This window comes from Brevibacillus soli (assembly GCF_044759095.2).
GTDB lineage: Bacteria > Bacillota > Bacilli > Brevibacillales > Brevibacillaceae > JBIYSM02.
Genome location: NZ_JBIYSM020000054.1, coordinates 1 through 22400, shown reverse-complemented (window position 1 = coordinate 22400; position 22400 = coordinate 1). Strand labels below are relative to the sequence as shown.

19 protein-coding genes and 1 rRNA gene are annotated in these 22400 nt (G+C 50.3%); 5 read left to right on the top strand and 15 right to left on the bottom strand.

What is annotated here, in order from left to right; translation table 11 throughout:
• The 15 genes from ACE99V_RS18095 to dnaA form a co-directional block, all read right to left on the bottom strand.
• A 16S ribosomal RNA gene (locus ACE99V_RS18095) occupies nucleotides 1-75 on the bottom strand; the annotation flags it as partial.
• A gap of 339 nt (nucleotides 76-414) precedes the next feature.
• On the bottom strand, nucleotides 415-1506 hold the full coding sequence (locus ACE99V_RS18090) for an HD-GYP domain-containing protein (RefSeq protein ID WP_400492639.1): 1092 nt from the start codon (nucleotides 1504-1506) through the stop codon (nucleotides 415-417).
• Nucleotides 1507-1620: 114 nt separating this feature from the next.
• On the bottom strand, nucleotides 1621-4107 hold the full coding sequence (gene gyrA, locus ACE99V_RS18085) for a DNA gyrase subunit A (RefSeq protein ID WP_400492638.1): 2487 nt from the start codon (nucleotides 4105-4107) through the stop codon (nucleotides 1621-1623).
• A 145-nt stretch (nucleotides 4108-4252) separates the two neighbouring features.
• Nucleotides 4253-5284, bottom strand: coding sequence for a tripartite tricarboxylate transporter substrate binding protein (locus ACE99V_RS18080; RefSeq protein WP_400492637.1), 1032 nt, complete (start codon nucleotides 5282-5284; stop codon nucleotides 4253-4255).
• A gap of 21 nt (nucleotides 5285-5305) precedes the next feature.
• Nucleotides 5306-6823, bottom strand: coding sequence for a tripartite tricarboxylate transporter permease (locus ACE99V_RS18075; RefSeq protein WP_400492640.1), 1518 nt, complete (start codon nucleotides 6821-6823; stop codon nucleotides 5306-5308).
• A gap of 12 nt (nucleotides 6824-6835) precedes the next feature.
• Nucleotides 6836-7285, bottom strand: a complete 450-nt coding sequence (locus tag ACE99V_RS18070) for a tripartite tricarboxylate transporter TctB family protein (protein ID WP_400492636.1) — start codon at nucleotides 7283-7285, stop codon at nucleotides 6836-6838.
• A gap of 134 nt (nucleotides 7286-7419) precedes the next feature.
• Nucleotides 7420-10251: a thermonuclease family protein gene (locus ACE99V_RS18065; RefSeq protein WP_400492635.1), complete on the bottom strand. Its 2832-nt coding sequence runs from the start codon at nucleotides 10249-10251 to the stop codon at nucleotides 7420-7422.
• A 142-nt stretch (nucleotides 10252-10393) separates the two neighbouring features.
• Nucleotides 10394-11290 carry a DMT family transporter gene (locus tag ACE99V_RS18060; protein ID WP_400492634.1) on the bottom strand — a complete coding sequence of 299 codons (897 nt, stop codon included), beginning with the start codon at nucleotides 11288-11290 and terminating at the stop codon, nucleotides 10394-10396.
• A gap of 703 nt (nucleotides 11291-11993) precedes the next feature.
• On the bottom strand, nucleotides 11994-12878 hold the full coding sequence (locus ACE99V_RS18055; protein WP_400492633.1) for a YybI family spore inner coat protein: 885 nt from the start codon (nucleotides 12876-12878) through the stop codon (nucleotides 11994-11996).
• A 171-nt stretch (nucleotides 12879-13049) separates the two neighbouring features.
• Complete coding sequence (gyrB, locus tag ACE99V_RS18050) at nucleotides 13050-14975, bottom strand: DNA topoisomerase (ATP-hydrolyzing) subunit B (protein WP_400492632.1); 1926 nt, start codon at nucleotides 14973-14975, stop codon at nucleotides 13050-13052.
• Nucleotides 14975-15238 carry an extracellular matrix regulator RemB gene (remB, locus tag ACE99V_RS18045; protein WP_400492631.1) on the bottom strand — a complete coding sequence of 88 codons (264 nt, stop codon included), beginning with the start codon at nucleotides 15236-15238 and terminating at the stop codon, nucleotides 14975-14977. Before remB ends, gyrB begins: the two co-directional genes overlap by 1 nt.
• Before the next feature lie 42 nt (nucleotides 15239-15280).
• On the bottom strand, nucleotides 15281-16399 hold the full coding sequence (gene recF / locus ACE99V_RS18040) for a DNA replication/repair protein RecF (protein WP_400492629.1): 1119 nt from the start codon (nucleotides 16397-16399) through the stop codon (nucleotides 15281-15283).
• A gap of 15 nt (nucleotides 16400-16414) precedes the next feature.
• Nucleotides 16415-16630 carry a S4 domain-containing protein YaaA gene (gene yaaA, locus ACE99V_RS18035; RefSeq protein ID WP_400492628.1) on the bottom strand — a complete coding sequence of 72 codons (216 nt, stop codon included), beginning with the start codon at nucleotides 16628-16630 and terminating at the stop codon, nucleotides 16415-16417.
• A 36-nt stretch (nucleotides 16631-16666) separates the two neighbouring features.
• Nucleotides 16667-17806 carry a DNA polymerase III subunit beta gene (dnaN, locus tag ACE99V_RS18030; protein WP_400492627.1) on the bottom strand — a complete coding sequence of 380 codons (1140 nt, stop codon included), beginning with the start codon at nucleotides 17804-17806 and terminating at the stop codon, nucleotides 16667-16669.
• A gap of 297 nt (nucleotides 17807-18103) precedes the next feature.
• The gene (gene dnaA, locus ACE99V_RS18025) at nucleotides 18104-19465 is read right to left on the bottom strand and encodes a chromosomal replication initiator protein DnaA (protein ID WP_400492626.1); all 1362 of its coding nucleotides are present in this window, start codon (nucleotides 19463-19465) and stop codon (nucleotides 18104-18106) included.
• 574 nt (nucleotides 19466-20039) lie between these two features.
• Here dnaA and rpmH point away from each other — a divergent pair.
• The 5 genes from rpmH (at nucleotide 20040) to jag (ending at nucleotide 22301) form a co-directional block, all read left to right on the top strand.
• Entirely contained in the window at nucleotides 20040-20174 is a 135-nt protein-coding gene (rpmH, locus tag ACE99V_RS18020; RefSeq protein ID WP_081656608.1) for a 50S ribosomal protein L34, read from the top strand.
• A 124-nt stretch (nucleotides 20175-20298) separates the two neighbouring features.
• On the top strand, nucleotides 20299-20667 hold the full coding sequence (gene rnpA / locus ACE99V_RS18015) for a ribonuclease P protein component (RefSeq protein ID WP_400492625.1): 369 nt from the start codon (nucleotides 20299-20301) through the stop codon (nucleotides 20665-20667).
• 7 nt (nucleotides 20668-20674) lie between these two features.
• Entirely contained in the window at nucleotides 20675-20890 is a 216-nt protein-coding gene (gene yidD / locus ACE99V_RS18010) for a membrane protein insertion efficiency factor YidD (protein ID WP_400492624.1), read from the top strand.
• Nucleotides 20891-20922: 32 nt separating this feature from the next.
• Nucleotides 20923-21681 carry a membrane protein insertase YidC gene (gene yidC / locus ACE99V_RS18005; RefSeq protein WP_400492623.1) on the top strand — a complete coding sequence of 253 codons (759 nt, stop codon included), beginning with the start codon at nucleotides 20923-20925 and terminating at the stop codon, nucleotides 21679-21681.
• Nucleotides 21678-22301, top strand: coding sequence for an RNA-binding cell elongation regulator Jag/EloR (gene jag, locus ACE99V_RS18000; protein WP_400492622.1), 624 nt, complete (start codon nucleotides 21678-21680; stop codon nucleotides 22299-22301). The genes yidC and jag overlap by 4 nt, the downstream gene beginning before the upstream one ends.
• The last annotated feature ends 99 nt before the right edge of the window (nucleotides 22302-22400 follow it).

The window sequence follows — 22400 nt, the reverse complement described above, 5'->3', positions numbered from 1 at the left end:
AGGGACTCGCTCGACTTGCATGTATTAGGCACGCCGCCAGCGTTCGTCCTGAGCCAGGATCAAACTCTCCAATAAAGTTAGAAAGAAATTGATCAAGGTTCAAAAACATGTTTGCTTGGCTATTTAAAACGCTTCGCTGTTCAGTTTTCAAAGAGCATTCAATTGGTTGGCCGCCCATAAATCAGCGGCAACAATTCAACAATATATCAGATTGTCTTTTAGAAGTCAATAACTTTTTTCATCAAGTAACTTTCCTTCTATCAAACCCGCCGCTCTTGAGGCGACAAGAAAGATCTTATCATGCCACAACTATAAATACAACAGGAAATATTATACATAAATAAATTTAGCGACGAAACAATCAAAAACGGGAGCCCTCGATCCCTCTCCCCGCTCCCGTTCTGTCTATATCGGTTAATTCTCTATCACTTTTATAACTGACAAGTGCCGTGCTTCTGCCAGATTCACAATTCGGTCGTTCGTTTCAACCATCGGCCTTGTTGGATGACGTCGATCTGTAAAGACGATCTTCCCCAGTGTTCCGTCACTCAATTCGACCAGGGTTCCCATCGCAAATTGGGTAATACCATTCACAAACGTATAAACGATCGTCGGGTCCAACTTTCCAAAGCTGTCATTCAGCAGGTGTTCAGCCACTAGGTAAGGAGATTGCGCTTTTTGATAAACACGATCCGAACACATCGCATGGTACATATCGGCAACTGCCACGATTTTGCTGTATAAATGCAGCTTGTTGCCTTGCAAACCAAGCGGATAGCCGGAGCCGTCCTCCCGCTCGTGATGCTGCAGGGCAGCCAACGCTACACCTTCGTTCAATCCCGGAGACGCTTTAATCAGCTGATACCCGTAGACTGTATGCTTTTTCATTTCTTCGAATTCCGCCGGAGTCAGTTTCCCCGGTTTGAGCAATATTCTCCGATCTATTTTGGTTTTCCCGATATCAAGAAGCGTGCCTGCCAGCGCAATTTGCATCCATTCCTTTTCGGGAATTTTCATCCACTTGGCAATCATGAAAGAAATCAGACCGACTGCAATGGAGTGCTCATAAGCATAACTGTCCACATTGGACACCTTTCGCAATGCAAGTAAAATAGTAGGCTGCTCCTGCACCTGCTGCACCATCGGAGCGATGACTTCACGAACCTCCATAACCGGAATACTGAGTCCGCCCTGCACTTTGGTCATCATATTTTTAAATGCGGAAATCGCCTTATCGAACTGTTGTTGGAACTCCAGCCTGTCTTTAGCGGGCTTCATCCTGGGTGCCGCCCTCTCTTCGCCCCTGCCTCCCGCTTCTTTTTTCTCCAGTTGAGGCAAGGCTTCGTCCTCTACATCTACTTCCTGCACCATAAAAGCGTGCAAGATCTCAAGTTCTTTTTCAAAAATAGCTGTTCCTTTTGGAAAAAGCAGCCCACCCAGCACGGTATGTACATCCTCTGCCAGTTTTGCTCCGTTCGTCAGTTGCTTCACGTCTATTATGGGCAACTTTTCTCACCTCCCACTGAAAAATATTCTTGATTTTATAGTAATCTTTTCCCAAAAAAGAGACAACAGAAACAAAGCAAGAGACGCCCTGCCCATGCAGAACGTCTCCTGTTCCTACGCTTCATCAGATTCCGGTCCGGAATCCTCTTCCATGTATTCTTCTTCTCCCTCAGCGGAGTCATCGCTTGGCGGTACTTTCGCCACCGACACAACCTGTTCGTTGTCTCCCAAACGGATGAGTTTGACACCCTGCGTGTATCGTCCCATCACGGAAATGCCCTTGATTTCCGTACGGATGATAATCCCGGAGGTCGTGATAATCATCAGGTCTTCATCGGGCTCCACCACTTTCAAGCCGACAACAAGACCGCTGCGCTCCGTTACATTGTGTGTCTTGATACCTTTACCTCCGCGGGATTGGATTCGATATTCCTCGATCGGAGTGCGTTTGCCAAAGCCGTTGGCGGTGACGATCAATACCTCCGCCCCTTCTTTAACGACATCCATATCGATAACAACATCGTCATCGTCCAGAGTGATACCTTTCACCCCTGTGGCATTGCGACCCATGGTGCGGACGTCGCTTTCCTTGAATCGAACAGACATGCCATTACGGGTACCCATAATAATTTCCTGATGGCCGTCGGTGAGACGAACGCCGATTAATTCGTCGTCTTCCCGTAGGTTCACCGCAAACAGACCGCCTCTGCGGATGTTCTCAAACGAAGAGAGGTTCGTCTTTTTGATAATCCCTTTCTTCGTCGCGAAGAACAAGTACGCATCATCCTGGAATTCCTTTACCGGAATAACTGCGCTTACCCGTTCGCCCTTCTCGATCTGGATCAGGTTGATGATCGGGGTTCCCTTTGCCGTCCGGCTAAGATCCGGGATTTCGTAGCCTTTCAGGCGGTACACCTTGCCCTTGTTGGTAAAGAACATGATGTAGTCATGGGAATTCGTGATGTAAAGATGCTCGACGAAGTCGTCATCTTTGGTGCCGATTCCTTGGATACCGCGTCCGCCCCGCTTCTGAGCCCGGTACGTGGAAACCGGCAATCGCTTCACATACCCTTCGTGCGTCAGCGTAATGACCACGTCCTCTTCCGGAATCAGGTCGGCATCCTCGATATGCTCTTCGTTGAAGGTAATGACGGTGCGTCGAGCGTCGCCAAACTTCCCTTTGATCTCCGTCAGCTCTTCGCGAATGATCGCGTAGATTTTATTTTCATCGGCGAGAATTGCCTTGTACTCGGCAATTTTTACAAGCAGTTCCTGGTATTCGTTCTCGATTTTTTCCCGCTCCAACCCGGTCAGTCGCTGGAGACGCATGTCGAGAATCGCCTGAGCCTGCTCGTAGCTGAGGCCAAAACGGGTCATCAAGCCGTCGCGCGCTTCTTCAGTCGTTTGCGATCCGCGAATCAAACTGATAATCTCATCGATATGGTCAAGCGCAATACGCAGCCCTTCCAAGATGTGGGCGCGCGCTTCCGCCTGTTTCAAATCATACTCGGTTCGTCTGCGGATGATCTCACGTTGATGCTGCAGATAGTAGTACAGCATGTCGCGCAAGTTCAACACGCGCGGCCGGTTGTCCACCAGTGCCAGCATGTTGACCCCGAAGGTGCTTTGCATTTGCGTATGCTTGAACAGGTTGTTCAGCACGACCTTTGGAATCACGTCGCGGCGCAGTTCGATGACAATGCGCATACCTTTGCGGTCCGACTCGTCGCGCAGGTCGGTGATACCGTCAATTTTCTTATCGCGAACAAGCTCGGCAATTTTCTCTACCAGTCGAGCCTTGTTCACCTGGAACGGAAGCTCCGTAACAATGATGCGCGGTTTGCCTTTGTTTTCTTCGATCATCGTTTTGGCCCGCATGATAATCGATCCCCGACCGGTCTCGTATGCCCGGCGAATGCCGCTGTACCCGAGAATTTCCCCGGCAGTCGGGAAGTCTGGCCCTTTGATGATCTTCATCAGTTCTTGTATGGTGATGTCCGGGTTGTCGATCATGGCGGTGACACCATCGATCACTTCTGCAAGGTTGTGCGGCGGAATGTTGGTCGCCATCCCAACGGCAATACCGCCCGAACCGTTTACGAGCAGATTCGGAAAACGGGACGGGAGCACGACGGGCTCTTCTTTCCGTCCGTCGTAGTTGGGAACAAAGTTCACCGTTTCTTTATCAATATCGCGTAACAGCTCAAGTGCAAGTTTGGAAAGGCGAGACTCTGTGTAGCGCATCGCTGCTGCCGGGTCACCGTCCACGGAACCGAAGTTCCCTTGACCCTCAACCAGCAGATAGCGCATGTTGAAGTCTTGGGCCATTCGGACCATCGATTCGTAGATGGCAGAATCCCCGTGCGGGTGGTAATTTGCCATTACTTCACCGACGACGTTTGCCGATTTACGGAAGGCCTTGTCCGGGGTCAGTCCCATGTCGTGCATCGCGTACAAAATGCGGCGGTGAACCGGTTTCAAACCGTCCCGAACGTCCGGCAAAGCACGGCTGACGATTACGCTCATCGCATAGCTGATGAACGAATCTCTCATCTCTTGGCTAATATCTACTTTTGGAAACCGAGATGTTTCTTCTACCATAAAGGGTTAAACCTCCAACTGGTTTTCGCAATATGTAATTATACCATAGATCAGGAGATCGCGTCCAAAATCCTGCCATTTCTCTGACAATCCTTTGCATATAGAAAAGTGCCCGACTGTCGTGGGATAGCCGGGTACTTTCCTCCTATTTGCGAATGCCTCGTTTGGTTGCCAATTCCGTATAATAATTGGTTTCCTTCTGCACGTGAGCAGTGAAGTCCGCCGAGTTGGCATACGCCGGCTCCACCTGGATTGCCTGTAGCTTTTCCGCAAAAGACGGATCCTGCACCATCCTGGCAATGGATTCCTCCCACTTTTTCACGACATAGTCAGGTGTGCCCTTCGGCATCGATACCCCCGTCCACCACTTGACGGTCAATCCCTTGATTCCCTGTTCTTCCGCAGTGGGCACATCCGGCAGGAAAGGGCTGCGCTTTGTCCCGGCAACGGCCAGAATTTTCACTTTGCCGGACTGGACCATGGCGTGGGTCTCTCCGATCATATGAACAGCCAGAATCGCATGCCCTCCCGCTACTTTGGGCAGTGATTCAGAGCCGCCTTTCGTAACGATCATACGGGTCTTTTGGTAATCGACACCCAACGTGTTCAACCATTCGGCCACGCCGAACGCGGAAAAACCGGCTGGCCCTACTGTCGTCCAGGTAAGCTGCTCCGGATTCTGCTTCACCCATTCGCAAAATTCACGAAAATCTTTCCAAGGTGCGTCCGCTTTCACGGCAAACGCCATGGTTCCTTCACCAATCCGGGAAACAAACAGATTATCCTCAATTTTTACAGCCGGGTTCGCCATTCCCCCGGCGAGCATGGAGGTGTTGGATACATTGTTGGCGAGGACGGTATAGCCGTCGTTTCTGGCCTGTTTCAAGGCGTACTCGGCGCCTACGGTTCCCCCGCCGCCCGCTTTGTTGACCACGACAATGGGTTGCCCCCATTCCTTGCTTAAATAGTCGGCCGTCGCCCTCGCGACCAGATCTACCCCGCCGCCTGCCGAATACGGCACAACGTACTCGATCTGTTTCACCGGATAATCGGGGACAGCCGCCGACTGACTCCCGGAACCAGGCTTCGTCTGTTCCCCGCACCCGGCTACTACCGCAACCGCTCCCAACAAGACAGCCAAAGCTGCCACAGCATATTTCCGCAAAAATCCAAACATGAATGTCCTCTCCCCCGTTGCTTATGCAACATCAATCTCTTGGTTACGTACTGCTTTCACACGATTCTTCGTGCGCCTCATCAGCTTGAGAGAAACAACCAGCAGGATGGCAGACAGGATCAGGATTCCCAACGAGATGGGGCGTTCGAAAAAGATGGCCGGATTGCCGGCCGACATCGCCATTGACTGGAGCAGCGACTCTTCCAGAAGCGGTCCAAGGATGAAGCAGAGAATCAGCGGAACCACCGGCCAGCGGTATTTCATCAACACGTAGCCAAGGACGCCGAATACCAGGGCGACGAAAACGTCGAAGATATGATTCCGGACCGAATAAGCACCGATTGTACAGAACATCAAGATGATCGGCGCCATGACGCCGTATGGGATTTGCGTCAGTTTTACCCACAGCCAGACGAGCGGCAGGTTTAAAATTAGCAGCATCGCATTGCCGATAAACATGCTGGCAATCACCGTCCAGACGAATGCCGCGTTCTGTTCAAACAAAACCGGACCCGGGGTCAACCCGTAAATCATCAAGCCGGCAAGCAGAACAGCGAGCGGCGGTGAAGACGGAATCCCCAGAGCGAAAAGCGGAATAAAACCGGCGCTGCTGGTCGCGTTGTTCGCCGCTTCCGGGGCGGCTACCCCTTCGATGGCGCCATTGCCGAACCGGTCTGGTTGCCTGGAGACCTTTTTTTCCAGATCATACGCAAGAAACGACGTAATCGCCGCGGAACAGCCCGGCAAAAGCCCGAGGAAAAAGCCGACCAAACCACCTTGCAGCATTGGCCTGGCGCTTTTTTGCAAATCGCTCAACTCCGGATAAACGCTGCCGATTTCCCCAAGCGATATCCTCATTCGGCGCTCTGCCATTCCCTTCAAAACCTCAGTGACCGCAAACAATCCAATGATGATGCTGGTCATCTCCAAACCGCCAGTGAGAGTACTGGATCCGTAATCAAACCGAGGCAATCCGGTTGACGGGCCTAACCCCACCATCGCCAGCACGTAACCGAATGCCCCCATGATGGAGGCTTTGACAATCGATTCGCCTGCCAAACTGACCATTACAGTCAATGCCAGAACCATCATGGCAAAGTATTCGGGCGGCCCAAATTTAAGCGCCTGATCAGCCAGCAGAGGCGCAAAAAAGACAAGTCCAACCACTCCCAGCGTCCCCGCGACAAACGAGGCGATCGCAGTAATACCAAGGGCCGGTCCTGCTCTTCCTTTTTTCGCTAGGGGGTACCCGTCCAAACACGTGGGCACGGAGGAAACTTCCCCGGGAATATTCAGCAAAATGGCCGTGGTTGATCCGCCGTACATAGCACCGTAGTAAATACCGGCCAACATGATGATTCCCTGCGTCGGCTCCAGCACAGCGGTCAGCGGCAATAGAATGGCAATCGCTGAGGTCGGACCGAGACCGGGCAAGACTCCGACGAACGTTCCAATCAGTGCGCCGATTGCCGCCATCAGCAAATTGAGAGGGGTGATTGCTTCAGCAAAACCCGTAAACAACAGGTGCAGCGACTCCATCATATGCCCTCCTTACACCAATACGCCCCGCGGGAACGTAATTTGCAATCCGAAAAGAAACACCAGATACAACACCGCTGTCAGTACAGCAGAATAGCTGATGGACCTGCTCCAGGAATACGAGCCGATCAATCGAAACAGCGCGATTGCCGCACAAAAGGTAGACACCACGTATCCGACGATGGGTATCAGGAAAACATACGCAAACATCGTTACGACGCATCCCGCCATATTTCCCGAGAGATCCATTGCCGGTGCCGCTGATTCGCACCGCTCCGGCAGAAAAAACAACAGAATGCCAAACAGGATCAACACACTCCCCAGCAGCGCCGGAAGCGTATGATCACCGATTATGCCGCTGCTCGCATCCTGCTTTATTCGCAAGGCTTCCAACCAAACGATTCCGCCCAGCAAGCCGGATAACAACCCGCCGATCTGATCAGGGTGCAACTTTGATAACATGCCCTCACCCTTTCTAAGCATCGTCAATACTTTAGCCTATGGGCATTCGTCTAAAAGTGTTCTTCTTTTAAACGCCAAAAAGGCGCCGGAAATCCCGACGCCTTTACTTTCCCCCACTCCAGACAGAAATGCCATTAGCGGGTTACCGTATGGCTGCCTAAACTGTCGAAGTAATCCATTCCTTTGGAATCCCACTCCACAGCGGGATCAAACGTCCCGGTATTGGTGTTTCCGGCATAGACTGTTCCTTTTCGCACCAGGGTTTGATCCACGGTTTTGACAATGGTGCCCCATGCTGTTCCGGGATCGGAGCCAACCACTCCAATTACGCCCAGAACAACCCCCGTATGGGTCGCGGTGTCAAAATTTTTATAGAGGACGATCGCATCATCGCCGTTAAAGTTCGTGACTGTACTGGTGGCCTGTGCTTTCCCCAGAATGGCGCTGTTGGCGGAAGGATTGGCGATTACATAGACGGCACCGTCAGCGAGTGTTCCCGACAGGTTGAAGACGCTCCCGGGGGTCGCGCTGCCGTTTGAATACAAGGCGATCGCGTACTTTCCTCCGGTCAGGTCAATGCCATGGCCCGTGCCGTTATAAATTTCGAGCGCCTTGTTGTTGCTGCTTCCTTCCAAATACTCGGAGAAAAACAGGTCGGTGATTTCGTTCCCTGGTTCTTCGGCAGACTCCTTCTTCACCAGAACGGGGAAGCCCTTTTCCTGAACAGCCGAGCCTTTTTCAATGGTTGCGAGCAACAGGACGTAAGTGTCAGCCGCAAGGGTCGAGCGGTCTACCACACCCGTTTGCACATGGATGATGTCTGCCTGAGCAGGATCTTGCACCGTCCAGTGGATGGCTGTACCATCCGTTCCCGCTGCAGGCAGTTCAATTGTAGCGGCAGTACCGTCGTATGGCACCTGCAGTGCTTTTTTGGCGTTCGCAACGGCGAGCATATCCGCAAGTTTACCGCTGTCCATCGGTTTGTAGCCGTTGTTTGCCGCTTCTTCATCGGAGTTGAAATACACGCGGGACTCAACCGGAACCGCGAGCCAGTCTTCAGGTGAAACATACTCTTTGGTTTGATAGTTGCCTACAGGACGGGTAAACCCTTTTCCCTGCTCACGGGCGCGGAAAGCGAACGGCTGCTCCAGTAACGGATCATAGGGATTCCAGATGCCTTTCCCCTCCCGCTCTGCTTCCTTTACCGCCAATTGATACGTCTCGTAGGAATCTTCATCAATCGGCCAGATGAAATACGTCGAAGCATAACCCTTTTGTACCATCTCCAGGTTGGTCAGCAAGCCGTCCCTTTGACGAATGACCTGCGCCAACAGACGACCGTACGTGTCTTTTGCCTGTTCCCCCACTTTTACTTGTACCCGGTCACCCGTTCCAAGCAGCGACTTCATGTATTGCTTGGCACGCTCTCCATGATCCTTCTGGTTCTGATCTTCAGGCGTACGAACCGTATGATAGGTCTCCGGCGTATCGATGTTTACAAAACGAACGGTGGTCGAACCCAATATCGGTTCCGTCAGGTGAAGAGTATCACCGTCTACTACGTCCGATACCACTGACTCGTAGGTGCCGGCGGAATCGGGCGGAGACGGCTGATCCTGAAGCAGCCGTACATCTTCTTGTTTTCGCGGAATCAACTGGTAGCTGTTGTCGAACTGGCCGAGGATTGCTGTAACTTCGTACCATTTTCCTGTTTCCAGCTGACTGATGTCCATACTGCCCTGCATGACACGTAACGTCGTGCCTTTGAAATGTTCGTCGATCAGGCTGAGGTTGTATCCTCCGCCGGCTGGAGTGCCGGGAATGTGGTTGATGTATCCGGTCACCTTCACCAGGGTGCCTTCCAATGGCTCGGCAATCGAGCCGTCGTTTACTTGCTCGATCGTCGCTTCTTTGGCGGCTGGAAGAGTGTTACCCCGAGAAGCGACTTCGATTCCTCCCGCTGACGGCACAATCTCGGTCAGACCGCGATACACCGTGATTTTTCCGGTTACAAATACTTCATCTCCCTCTTTTAGATCAGGGAAACCACTCGTACTCCCATTGAAAATATTGATTCCGGCGGGGCCTTCCTGCATGAAGGTGGACAGCTTGCCATTGCCGATGGCAGCATTGTCAGCTGTGACAATGCCCTTGATCGTGACGGTTTGACCCACCTGTTGCTTGGCATCCGGGATGGAAATGGTCGCGGGGTCTTCGAAATTGATCACAAATTCGGGAGATGTCAGATCCTCCGCAGCCTCGCTTACTTTTTCACGTGCGATCATCACGCTTGCGTTGGTAACATCATTGGAATCGAAATGGCTCATGGCATTGCCTGTAAAGCGAATCGTCAGCTTCGTCGATTCCACGCTGTCGAGCTCAAAATCCAGTCCGGCCGGCATGTTGTTGATCAGGACGTCAGCCTTGGTCATGCCTGCTGCAAACGTCCCGTTGCTGAGCACTACGACCTGCTGATCCGCGATGCTTCCGTCATTTTGAGTTGACTCGTTCACCGCTTGCTTTTCCACTGTCAGGAAAGGGGACGGGAGAGATGTGCCATCCTTCACGGTCACCTCAATTGACGCGGAGACGTTTTCTACTTTGGCGGTAATTTCCGTCGTGCCGATGCCAACAGCAGCGACCTTGCCATCCTTGTCAACAGTCGCAACCTTTTTGTTGTCCGATTTCCAAAGGACCTTCTTGGGTTCGATGATGCTGCCTTCCTGATCCTTGGCTGTTGCGGTCAATGTCAGCACCGCATCGTTCTTTGAACCAAGGAATAAAACAGCGTCCTGTGCATTGTTGATAATTTCCATTGTTTCTACCTTCGGCTTTTTCTTTTCCGATGCGGTGTTCGTTTGAAGCTGCCCGGCAGGTGCCTGGTTGGCATACGCTCCTGTTGCAACCGCCCCCAGTATTACCGTGATCAGCGCGAATGCAATCGCTTTCCTGCTCTTCCGCCGCATATCATCACTCCCTCTATTTGGTTGATGTAGTCCTTGCCCCTATTCTAGTAGACGTCCGTTGCGTTTTTTTGTATTTTTTGTATATTTTTATAAAATCAGGAAAAAAGCACTACAAAAAAACAGACCGGCCAACGTCAATCCGTCAGCCGGTCCTGTTCACTTTTCTTACTGATTTCAGAGGAATATCCGAGATCATGAAAATACTGCTCAAGATGACCGAAAGTCCTGCAATCATGCCGACTGTTATCGTTTCTTTCAGGAAAATGACTCCCCAAATCATTCCGAACAACGGTATGAGGAAGGTGACACTTAGGGTTTTCGTCGGTCCTACACGCTCAATCAAATAGAAGTACAGGAGATAGGCGATTGCCGTGCAAAAAACAGACAGTCCCAGTACCGAAAAGATCACGACAGAGGAAATTGATGCTGTTTCATTTGGAAGATTCATAAGCGTAAGCGGTAATAAAAGCACCGAGGCCCCCAGTTGCTGTCCCACTGCCAACGAAAGCGGGGGCGCCCCGGCGAATGCCTTTTTCGCATACACCCCTGCAAAACCATAGCAAACGGTTGAGAGAATCGAGAGGGCGATGGAGATCACAACGTCGATGGTGAAGGGCAGGGGACTCCATCCAACCAGGATCACGACTCCGATCATGCCTGTGAGTATGCCCAGCCATTTCTTTGCGGTTACCTCTTCTTTGATCCACAGCCAGGCAACAAGTGCTGAAAACAAAGGAGTCATGGAGTTAAGAATCGCCATCAACGAGGCATTCAAATGCAGGGCCGCTATCGCAATCAGCGTAAACGGAACCGCTGCATTTAACGCCCCGATTATCAGGTATTGTTTCCACCGTTGTGTAAAATCGGTGGATCGACTCGTAAACCAGATGTAAAGCAGCAAGGCAATTGCCGCAATGGTTACGCGACCTTGTATGGTAAGAAATGGACCTAGTACAGGGGAGGCAATCCGTATGAACAGGAAGGATGCCCCCCATAAAGCAGCCAGCCCAAACAATGCTCCGATCTCTTTTATCTGCATCGGTAACAATCTCCTTCTCTTATGACCTGTTCTTTTTTTATCATAGAGATTCTAGGTTTTCATTCGGAATCTTGCTTCGTAATTGAAATAAAAAAAGCTTCGATTGAAGCCCTCTCGAAGAAGCTGGTTCTTCGTTAGAGGAAACTTTTTATGCGTTTCGGAAAGTTTATTTCAGGACGCTTTCACACGGTGAAGCCCTTAAACTTTCCTACACGATAAAAAAAAGCTTGCCCCGCAGAGGACAAGCTTTTCTGGTTGAAGATGAACACGACGGAACAGTCTTTACCATGTCCGAAAGGTCTCGGAGACTGAAATATCTGCCCATGATTCGATATTTTCTGATTCATAAACCTACTATATTTGCGATATGTTCGTTTATTTTGGGTGATTTGCTTCCGATCGGCAATCTTTCGGTGTATGCAAGAAATTCCAGTGTTTTACTGGTCGTATCCATCGTGAACTCGTAGGAGATTGACTGATAAGAATCCCATACTCCCAAAACCTCATAAAAGCTGCCGCCACCTGCTACATACTTATGCAAAAAACGATTCAACAGCTTGTAATAAACCAAGATGAGGCTTCCTCTTGATGCTGTAATATTTGCGGGAATTCACCTTATACGAGTGGCTTGGGACAAACGAAAACCACGTTCATAAAACGAGGTTTTCTCTACAATATGATCTGGGAGAAATCCCGGGCATATTCAGTTGTTGTTCATGATGTTATAGGTCAACGTATAGTTCGCATCGATTGGTGTCCACTTTTTGTCTTTGTATTTCCAGGTTGAACTTACATCGGTTACCGTTATGATGTGAATCGGCCCCCAAACATTTTGCTTGCCCTGCAAATCGTAAACCCCGTCGTTGTCCGCTTCAACAGGCACCAAGGAATAATAGGGATCGGAAAAAATGTTGATGGGTCCCGGAGAAGGATCTTGGTAGATGTATTTCCCGTCGGGGGCATAGACATTGGCATCGATGTACAGCTTTTTTAACCCACTTAGGTCTACGATAAATGTTTTTTTCAAAACCTCGCTGTGCAGCTCCGCTTTAAATCCATCCAGATACCTTCCCTTGATCTTCAGTCCCATGTTTTCGTTTTCGCCAAAGATCACGACAGGCTTGTTGTTTTTCCAGCTGGCAATCAAGTGATTGGAAGTAGCCCCGCTGCCGCCTGTTGCCACGGTAACCATCACATCTTTCAGCTTGTCGCCGGTGAAATCGCCGAGAAACATGGTCGGCTCATACCCTTGCAAGTAATCTTTCACCTGCATTGGTGACAAGGCGGAAAAAGCTCCGGTTTTTCCGTTCCGCACGACCACGTTCACCATTTTGTAAAAAGACGGATTATCTTTTTGCGGTTGACCGACCAGAATGACGGTGTCTTCCGTCCCATCCCCTGTGACATCAGCATTTTGCACATGGAGGATATACGTATCCTCCGGAAGCTGCAGCCCCGGAACGCTCAGCTTTTGTCCAACCTGATACTCCTGCGGATTTGCTCCTGCTCCTGTTTGCGCGAACAGGAGCAGGAAAAAGAAGCAGCACAACAGAACACTTGCGCTTAATCGAGGAACTCTGCGAATCATCGTAACTTCCCCTTCCTGATCATGGTGACATTGGATAGGGTGCTGTAATTCTGTATGCATATAATCTCCATGGGTACTCATGCTAGCCTCTGAAGAAGATGTTTTTCAAAAAACTTACCCCGACAAAAAGTCGGGGTAAGTTCCTGTCCGGTTATATTTGAAAAATCACAGCTAAATATCCAAGTCTCTTACGTGTTTCGAGTACTGCTCGATAAACTCGCGGCGCGGTTCGACCTCGTCGCCCATCAGCGTCTCGAATACCATGTCGGCATCCATCGCGTCTTCCAGGCTGACTTGCAGCAGGGTGCGAACTTCAGGATCCATGGTGGTTTCCCACAGTTGTTCTGCGTTCATTTCACCCAATCCTTTGTAACGCTGGATGGCCGGCTTCGGTGTGCTCTTCAGCTCGGCCAGAATTTTGTCCCGCTGCTGGTCGCTATAAGCGTAGTAGATTTGTTTGCCTTGCTTGATGCTGTAGAGCGGAGGCTGTGCAATATAGATGTAACCATTTTCGATGAGTGGCCGCATGTACCGGTAGAAGAAGGTCAGAAGCAGCGTCCGGATGTGGGAGCCGTCTACGTCGGCGTCCGTCATGATCACAATTTTGTGATAGCGCGCTTTGGAAATGTCGAAATCTTCGCCGATCCCTGTTCCCAAGGCGGTAATGATGGCGCGAATCTCGTTGTTGGCGAGAATTTTATCGAGACGGGACTTCTCCACATTCAAGACCTTACCCCGCAGCGGCAGGATGGCCTGGAAGTGACGGTCACGTCCCAGTTTGGCCGAGCCGCCTGCAGAGTCACCCTCTACGATAAACAGTTCGCTTTCGGACGCATCCTTTGACGAACAATCTGCCAGTTTACCCGGCAGAGCGCTTACTTCCAGCGCGTTCTTCCGGCGTGTCAATTCCCGTGCTTTTCGTGCCGCTTCCCGCGCCCGTGCCGCCATGAGCGCTTTCTCCACGACTTTCTTGGCTACGGCCGGGTTCTCTTCCATAAAGGTGTGAAAACGATCGCCGAAGATGGACTCCGTCACGCTGCGCGCTTCCGAGTTGCCCAGTTTGGTTTTCGTCTGCCCTTCAAACTGCGGCTCCGGAATTTTTACAGAAATGATCGCGGTCATTCCTTCCCGCACATCATCGCCGGAGAGATTGGGATCCTTTTCCTTCAAGAAATTAAATTTGCGGGCATAATCGTTGATGACGCGGGTGAGAGCCGTCTTGAAGCCGGACTCGTGCGTACCGCCCTCATGGGTGTTAATGTTGTTGGCGAAGGAGTAGATGTTGCTGACATAGCTGTCGTTGTACTGCAGCGCCACTTCCACGTGCAGTCCATCTTTTTCCCCTTCGCAGTAGATGACTTCCTCGTGCAGCTTTTCACGGTTCTTGTTGAGGTACTCAACGAATTGAATAATACCGCCCTCATAATAAAACTCTTCCGTCTTTTCTTGATCAGGGCGCGAATCTTTCAGGACGATCCGTAGGCCTTTGTTCAGGAAAGCCAACTCGCGGATCCGCTTTTGCAATACTTCATATTCAAAAACAGTCGTTTCGGTAAAAATAGTCGGGTCCGGTTTGAACGTTACCTTGGTTCCGGTCTCTTCCGTTTCCCCCACTACAGCCAAATCAGCCTCTGGTACCCCAAGGTGAAAACGCATGAAATGAACCTTGCCGTTCTGCTTTACCTCTACTTCCATCCACTCGGACAGCGCATTCACGACGGAGCTTCCCACGCCGTGCAGACCTCCGGATACCTTGTATCCGCCGCCGCCGAATTTACCGCCGGCGTGCAGCACGGTCAATACGGTTTCCACAGTCGATTTTCCGGTTTTTTCGTGGATGCCTGTAGGAATTCCCCGACCGTTGTCCGTTACAGACACAGAGTTGTCCGGGTGAATCTCTACGAGAATTTCATCGCAATATCCCGCAAGCGCTTCGTCGATGGCATTGTCGACAATTTCCCACACCAAATGGTGCAGTCCGCGGCTGCTGGTCGATCCGATATACATACCGGGACGTTTCCGTACCGCTTCCAATCCTTCCAGCACCTGTATCTGACTGGCATCATAGGCCTGATCCTTGGTCGTTACTTGATCCACTACTCTGTCAACTCCTCCACTTCAGCTTGTACGAACGGAAACTGATCCAAGCTGTTTACAAACTGGGCGCGTCGCTTTAATGTCAGGGACGAAATGGGTGAACAATAGATCGTATCTTTGGTGATCACGTACGATTTCGTTTCTTCCGCACTGTTCTCCACGACCTTCTTCAGCCGTTTTTCATCTTCAATAAATTTTTTATTGATTTTGGATGACTTCACTGACTGATGGTCCAGAATGGAAATAACTTCCTTGGTGCTCACAACAGTATCTCCACCAATGTGAATAAACATGCTTGGTTCACCCTATCTTTCCGAGGAGATTTTCCCTTCCCGTACATAATAACGCGAGGCTTGCTGGAGTACCTGATGTTTTAAGCCTTCCACACCCGTTGTACTTACAAACGTCTGAACCCGATCCTGTATGGTCTCCAAAAGCAGCGTTTGCCGGTGTTCATCCAGCTCCGACAAGACGTCATCCAACAGAAGAATCGGGTATTCCCCGACTTCTTCCTTAATCAGTTCAATTTCTGCCAGCTTCAAGGACAGCGCACTGGTCCGCTGTTGCCCCTGGGAGCCGAACGTCTGCACATCCATGCCGTTTACCTTGAGGGAAAAATCGTCACGGTGCGGCCCGATTAACGTACTGCCCCGTAGTTTTTCCCGGTCAAACACCTCTTCGTAGGCAGAGAGCATGAGTTGTACAGCATGTTCGCCCACATGCTCTTCGGTAACGGGAGAAGTGTTTTCATAATGCAAAGAGAGCGTTTCCTTGCCGTCGGTAATGCCAGCGTGGATTTCTTTCGCCCACGTTTCCAGCTTCCGAATAAACTCAAAACGCTTCCGTAACAATTTTACCGCTAAATCAGCCAATTGGGTATTGAAAATTGAAATCATTTCGAGTGAGTGGGCCTTTTTCATTGCGATGTCTTTTAACAGTTGATTGCGCTGAGCCAGAACTTTGTTGTAATTGCTCAAATAGTACAGGTAGGTCGGCGATACCTGGCCGATCTCCATGTCGATGAAACGTCGCCGCTGGGCAGGCGCACCTTTGACGATGGCCAGATCCTCCGGCGCAAACATCACCACGTTCAACGCTCCGATGTATTCACTCAGCTTTTGCTGTTCAATACCGTTTACCTTGGCCCGCTTCCCCTTGCTGGTCAACTGCAGCTCCAAACGAACAGATCCGTAGCGTCGTTCAACTTCGCTACGGATTGTCGCATAGTCCGCATCCCAGGCGATCAGTTCCTTGTCGCGCGCGGTGCGATGTGATTTTGCCAGGGCAAGGACGTATATGGATTCAAGAGCGTTGGTTTTACCTTGTGCGTTATTGCCAATAAACAGCTGAATCGGTCCGTCGAACGAGAGCGTCAACGCTTCATAATTTCGAAAGTGCCTGAGTGATAAGTCTTTCAGAAACAAGAACCCGCTCTCCTCTCAGCCGCGAACCACTTTGTACTGGCCGTAGCCGTCGATGGCGACGACGTCTCCGGGATAAAGCTTGCGGCCGCGCCGGTTTTCCTCTTCGCCATTCACCTGAATCGGCACGTCGGCGAGGAAGGCTTTCGCCATTCCTCCCGTGTCGATGACGCCGGACAGCTTGAGAAATTGGCCCAGGGCAATGTACTCGGTTTGGATCGAAACCTCTTGCATGCAAAAGCCCCTTTCTTTTCCTGATGAAGAAAAGATTTAGTAGGTACGGACCGGAAGAATCAGGTGAAGCATCCAGTCGTGATCGGTTGGCCGAATGACAAACGGACTCATCGGACCGGTAAAGCTCGCTTTAATCTCAGCGCTGTCGATGGCGCGCAGCGCATCAATCATGTACTTGGCGTTGAAGGAAATTTTCAGTTCCTCCCCGCTCATCGATTTGGGCATGACAATCTCCGTTACTTTTCCGATCTCCGGCGCATTGGAGGTGATCTCCACGCTTCCGTCCGCGAGCGTGACGAGACGAACCACGTTCGCTTTCCCTTCGCGGCTCAGCAGGGATGCGCGCTCAATGGACTGCAGGAATTCCTTTGTGTTGACCACTACTTCCGTCTTGCTGCCCTGTGGAATGATCCGCGTCGTGTCCGGATAGGTTCCTTCCAGCAGGCGGGAGTAGAACAAAATATGCTTTGATTTGATCAAAATCTGATTTTCTGCCACAACGATGTCCACCGGATTTTGGTCTTCATCCAATATTTTTACCAACTCGTTACAGCTTTTACCCGGTACCACGACATTGTGGAACGCCAGATCCTCAGGGCACTCCACCATTGCGGTTCGGCTGGCCAGGCGGTGGCTGTCAGTGGCGACAAACTTCAGCTGACCTTGGTCCAACGACCACATCAGGCCGGTAAGAATCGGGCGCATTTCCGAGGTGGAGACGCCAAAAACGGTTTGGCGAATCATCGCCTTCAGGAGATCGCTTGGAATGCTGAAGACCTTGTCTTCTTCCAAAAGCGGCAGCTGCGGAAACTCGTTTGCATCCATGCCGTTAATCGTGAATTCCGCTTGTTCGGAACGAATCTGGGTCACCAGGCGATCATCCACCTGGATGTGGATTTCGTTACCAGGCAGCTTTCGTACAATTTCACTGAAGATACGGGATGTCAACACGATACTTCCCGGTTGATGAACGGTTACTCCCCACTCATCCGCTTCCTCTGTCGGAATTTGTACCTCGATGGAGACATCGGAATCGCTGGCTGTCAGGGTCAATCCTTCTTCGTCCGCTTTTATTTTAATTCCTGTCAATATCGGAATGGTTGTTCTGCTGGAAACAGCCTTGCTTACGTGCGAGACCGCATTGGCCAACTTTTCGCGTTGAACGGTAGCGTGCATCGACGAAAAAACCTCCCTCACCGTGATTAGAAAACTCGGCGACCGCCAAGCCTCTGGCGATGGCGGAGCCGTAGTTCTACTTATGCAGATAGGTTACAATTTTATAAATTCCTATCTGCCAAAAAAGCACGATAGTTTTTGGCATATTTGCCTATTCTTTTTCATATCTTAGTAAGATCTTTTAAACAGGAGTAGTAATAGGGCCTGTGATTATGTGGATATCTCTAGTTAAGACGTAAAAGAGAGCCTATACACATGTGGGTAAGCTGTGTATAGGCTTTTTCGGTTATTCACAGGCTAGCTGTTTGCTTTTAGCTTTTCCATTAAGGACTGGATAGTCGCTTGAATTTGCGGGTCTGTCGCCAGTGCTCGAGAGATTTTCTCGTGCGCGTGGATCACCGTGGTATGATCGCGTCCGCCAAACTCGTCTCCGATTTTCGGCAAAGACGCATCCGTCAGCTCGCGGGACAGATACATGGCAATCTGTCGAGGGAATGCGACCGACTTCGTCCGTTTTTTCGCTTTGAAGTCTTCCAGTTTCAACTGAAACGCTTCGCCTACCGCTCGTTGAATATCCATGATCGTAATGACGCGCGGTTTTGAGGAAGGAATAATATCTTTCAGCGCTTCCGCTGCCAATTGCGTATCGATGTCGCGATTAATAAGGGATGAATAGGCCACAACTCGAATCAGTGCTCCTTCCAGCTCGCGAATGTTGCTGTCGATCTGGTTGGCGATGTAAATCATGACTTCATTTGGGATATCAAGGTTTTCCGCTTTTGCCTTTTTGCGCAAAATGGCGATCCGTGTTTCCAGATCAGGCGGCTGAATATCGGTGATCAGCCCCCACTCGAAACGGGAGCGCAGGCGGTCTTCCAGCGTCGGAATCTCCTTCGGCGGGCGGTCCGACGAAATGATGATCTGCTTGCTTTCTTCATGCAGCGCGTTAAATGTATGGAAGAATTCTTCCTGGGTCTGTTCCTTGCCGGCGAGAAACTGGATGTCGTCAATCAGCAAGACGTCAACGCTGCGGTATTTATTTCGAAACTCGACGGTCTTGTTGTCGCGAATGGAGTTAATGAACTCGTTGGTAAATTTCTCGGACGACAGGTAAACCACTTTGGCAGAGGGATTGTGTTGGATGACGTAATGACCGATGGCATGCATCAGGTGGGTTTTTCCCAAACCTACGCCTCCATAAATAAACAGCGGGTTGTAGGCTTTTGCCGGCGCTTCTGCAACCGCCAGCGACGCTGCGTGCGCAAAGCGGTTCCCCGATCCGATGACAAACGTGTCAAACGTGTACTTTGGGTTTAAAATGCTGGGCGGCTGATCATCTGCAACTACATGCGGAGCAGTCGTTTTCACGCGCGGAGCAGGCTGTTCGTCGGCCAGTCCCAAATCCGAATCCTGGGGCACAACGAACTTCACCTTCATATTTACGCCTGTTGTTTCATATAGTGTATCGGTAATGAGTTGAGAGTACCGCGTTTCGAGCCAATCCCGGGCAAAGTCGTTTGGAGCCACGACGATTAAAGAGTCTTCTTCCAGCGTCGTCGCTTTTGTCGCTTTCAACCAGGTGTCAAAACTGGGTTTACTCAGCGATTTTTCTATCTTGGCCAACACCTTACGCCAGAGTTCGCTAATCGCTGCATCCAACAGAATCCCTCCTTCCAGGCAAACACCAAAAAATCTTCAGGAAATGATGAAAAATGAGGTAAAAGAAGCAACGTTCCGTTCAGCTGTTCAACAGGTTCGTCATCCATCATTGTGGATAAAAAAAGTCGAATAAAAGGGATTTTTCCCGGATAAGAGAAAAAAAGAAGACGATTATCCTCAGATCTGTGTAAAAAATCATTCACAAATGCCGGGATCTGTCCACAAAATTATCCACACCATGTGGAAAAGATGATCTAGCTGAAAAGGTTATTCACGCTTCAAAACAAAAACATAATAACAGATAAAATGAGTGATATCAATGGTTTTTTCCGACTTATCCACAAACACAACCACTTGTGTTTGACACATATTCACACCCCCATATTTTGTGTAAAAGCTGTAGATAATCTTGTCGAAAAATGCAAGTGTGGATAAAATGATATCCACAGGGTCGGGAAATAAAAGTGTGGGGATATTTACCTTAGAAGCAAGGGGGACAAGCTCCCTTGACTTTTCGGCCAAATCTTCTTATAATGCGAAAGAATGCCTGTTTGAGGACGGAGGTGTGATATTCATGAAACCAACTTTCAATCCAAATAATCGTAAACGTAAAAAGGACCACGGGTTCCGTAAGCGTATGAGCACAAAAAATGGCCGCAAGGTTTTGGCTGCCCGTCGTCGTAAAGGTAGAAAGGTGCTTTCCGCATAGGCCACAATTTACGTGGCCTTTTTTTATATAACTCCATGTAGGAAAAAAGTGGACGAAACAAGGATATACTGGTAGATGCTGCTTCTTTTTTCTACTATAATTGTGATGTTAGGGGATGTTTACCTTGCATCGTTCACATCGGCTAAAGAAGAATGAGCATTTTCAGGCCGTTTTTCAGAAAGGAAGCTCCGCTGCCAACAAGCAGTTTATCGTCTACTCTTCGAAGCAGGAGGGACAAGCTGCGTTTCGCATCGGAATTTCCGTGAGCAAGAAAATCGGCATTGCCGTCACCCGCAACCGGGTGAAGCGGCTTATTCGGGAAGCGGTAGCGCGTCTCGAAGAGGTCATCCAACCCGGACTCGATCTGGTCGTAATTGCCAGGCCCGGGGTAGAGGAGATGACGCTGGATCAAATTGAAAAATCGTTGCTGCACGTGATGAAACGAGCAAAGGTGCTCAAGCAAGCATCCGAACATAATGAAAAAAGAGGATGAAACGGGTATGGCACGACTGCTGGTCTGGTTAATTCGCGGGTATCAGTTGTTTCTCTCACCGTTGAAACCTCCATCCTGCCGGTTCGCCCCAACCTGTTCCCATTACGCAGTGGAAGCGATCCGCCGTTTTGGAGCGTGGAAGGGCGGTTGGCTGGCAGTTCGCCGCATTCTGAAGTGTCATCCGTTTCATCCAGGCGGGATTGATCCTGTTCCGAAAGAATGATAAAACATATAGGCTAAAGGAGGACCATCCCCTTGAGTAGACGCACGTTGAGCATACTCATGCTAGGTCTTTTGGTTTTGGTATTATCGGGTTGTAACCCGACAACTGCATCTCCGATCGGGCCGGACGCTACCGGCATCTGGGACAAGTACCTCGTCTGGCCGCTGTCCTGGCTGATTAAAGAAAGCGCGTTGCTTCTCGGCGGCAGCTTTGGTTTGGGAATTTTGGTCGCTACGATTCTTATCCGCTTGCTGGTCCTGCCATTAATGGTGAAGCAGATCAAAAGCTCCAAAAAGATGCAGGAACTTCAGCCCGAGCTGCAAAAAATCCGTGAGAAATATAAAAATGATCCGCAAAAGGCTCAGCAGGAGACCTTGCTGGTATTCCAGAAGAACAATGTGAATCCGCTTGCCGGCTGCCTGCCTCTGCTGGTTCAGATGCCGATTCTGATCGCTTTCTATCACGCCATCATCCGAACGCCGGAAATCAAGACGCATACGTTCCTGTGGATGTCGCTCGGGGAGAAGGACCCGTATTACATCCTGCCCGTCATTGCGGCTGTGACGACATATCTGCAGTCGAAGATGATGGGAACAACGATGCAAAACAACCCGCAGATGCAGATGATGCTCGTGATGATGCCGCTGATGATTTTGGCCATTGCGGTTACGCTGCCGTCTGCACTCTCCCTGTACTGGGTGTACGGTAACCTGTTTACCATCGTACAAACCTACTTCCTGTACCGCGATAGCGGGAAAGAGCTGCGTCCTAAGGAGGGAGCCTCCAAGTGAAAAAGGTAGTCGCCACGGCAAAGACAATCGATGATGCTGTTCAAAAAGCCCTGCAGGAATTGGCCGTTCCCCGTGACAAGGTATCTGTACGCGTACTGGAAGAACCGAGCAAGGGTTTGTTCGGACTGATCGGTACACGTGACGCCAAGGTCGAGGTTGAATACAACATCGATCCGGTGGAACAGGGGCTTGCGTTTCTCAAGGAAGTGCTGAAAAACATGAACGTAAACGCACGCGTGGAGTCACGCCATGCAGAAGATGGCATCTTGTTTGACATTCAGGGCGACAACCTGGGAATCATTATTGGCCGTAGGGGACAGACCTTAGATTCACTACAGTACCTCGTAAACGTCGTAGCAAACCGCCACGTGGACAAACACGTACGCATTACGCTGGATGCGGAAAACTATCGTCTGCGCCGCAAAGAGACATTGGAGCATTTGGCAGAGAGAACCGCCCAAAAGGCGCTTCATACGAAACGCGAAATCCGATTGGAACCGATGTCTGCCGCAGAGCGAAAAATAATTCACGCGTTTTTGCAAAAACGACCCGATGTGGTTACGTACAGCGAAGGGGAAGAACCTCACCGCTATATCGTGATTGCTCCAAAAGAAGCCTGACACCAGGCTTCTTTTTTTGTATATAAGACTTCCATGCCGCGTTCACGGCATCACTGATGAATGAAAATATTGTCAATACTGCTACTACGGCTGGCGAAG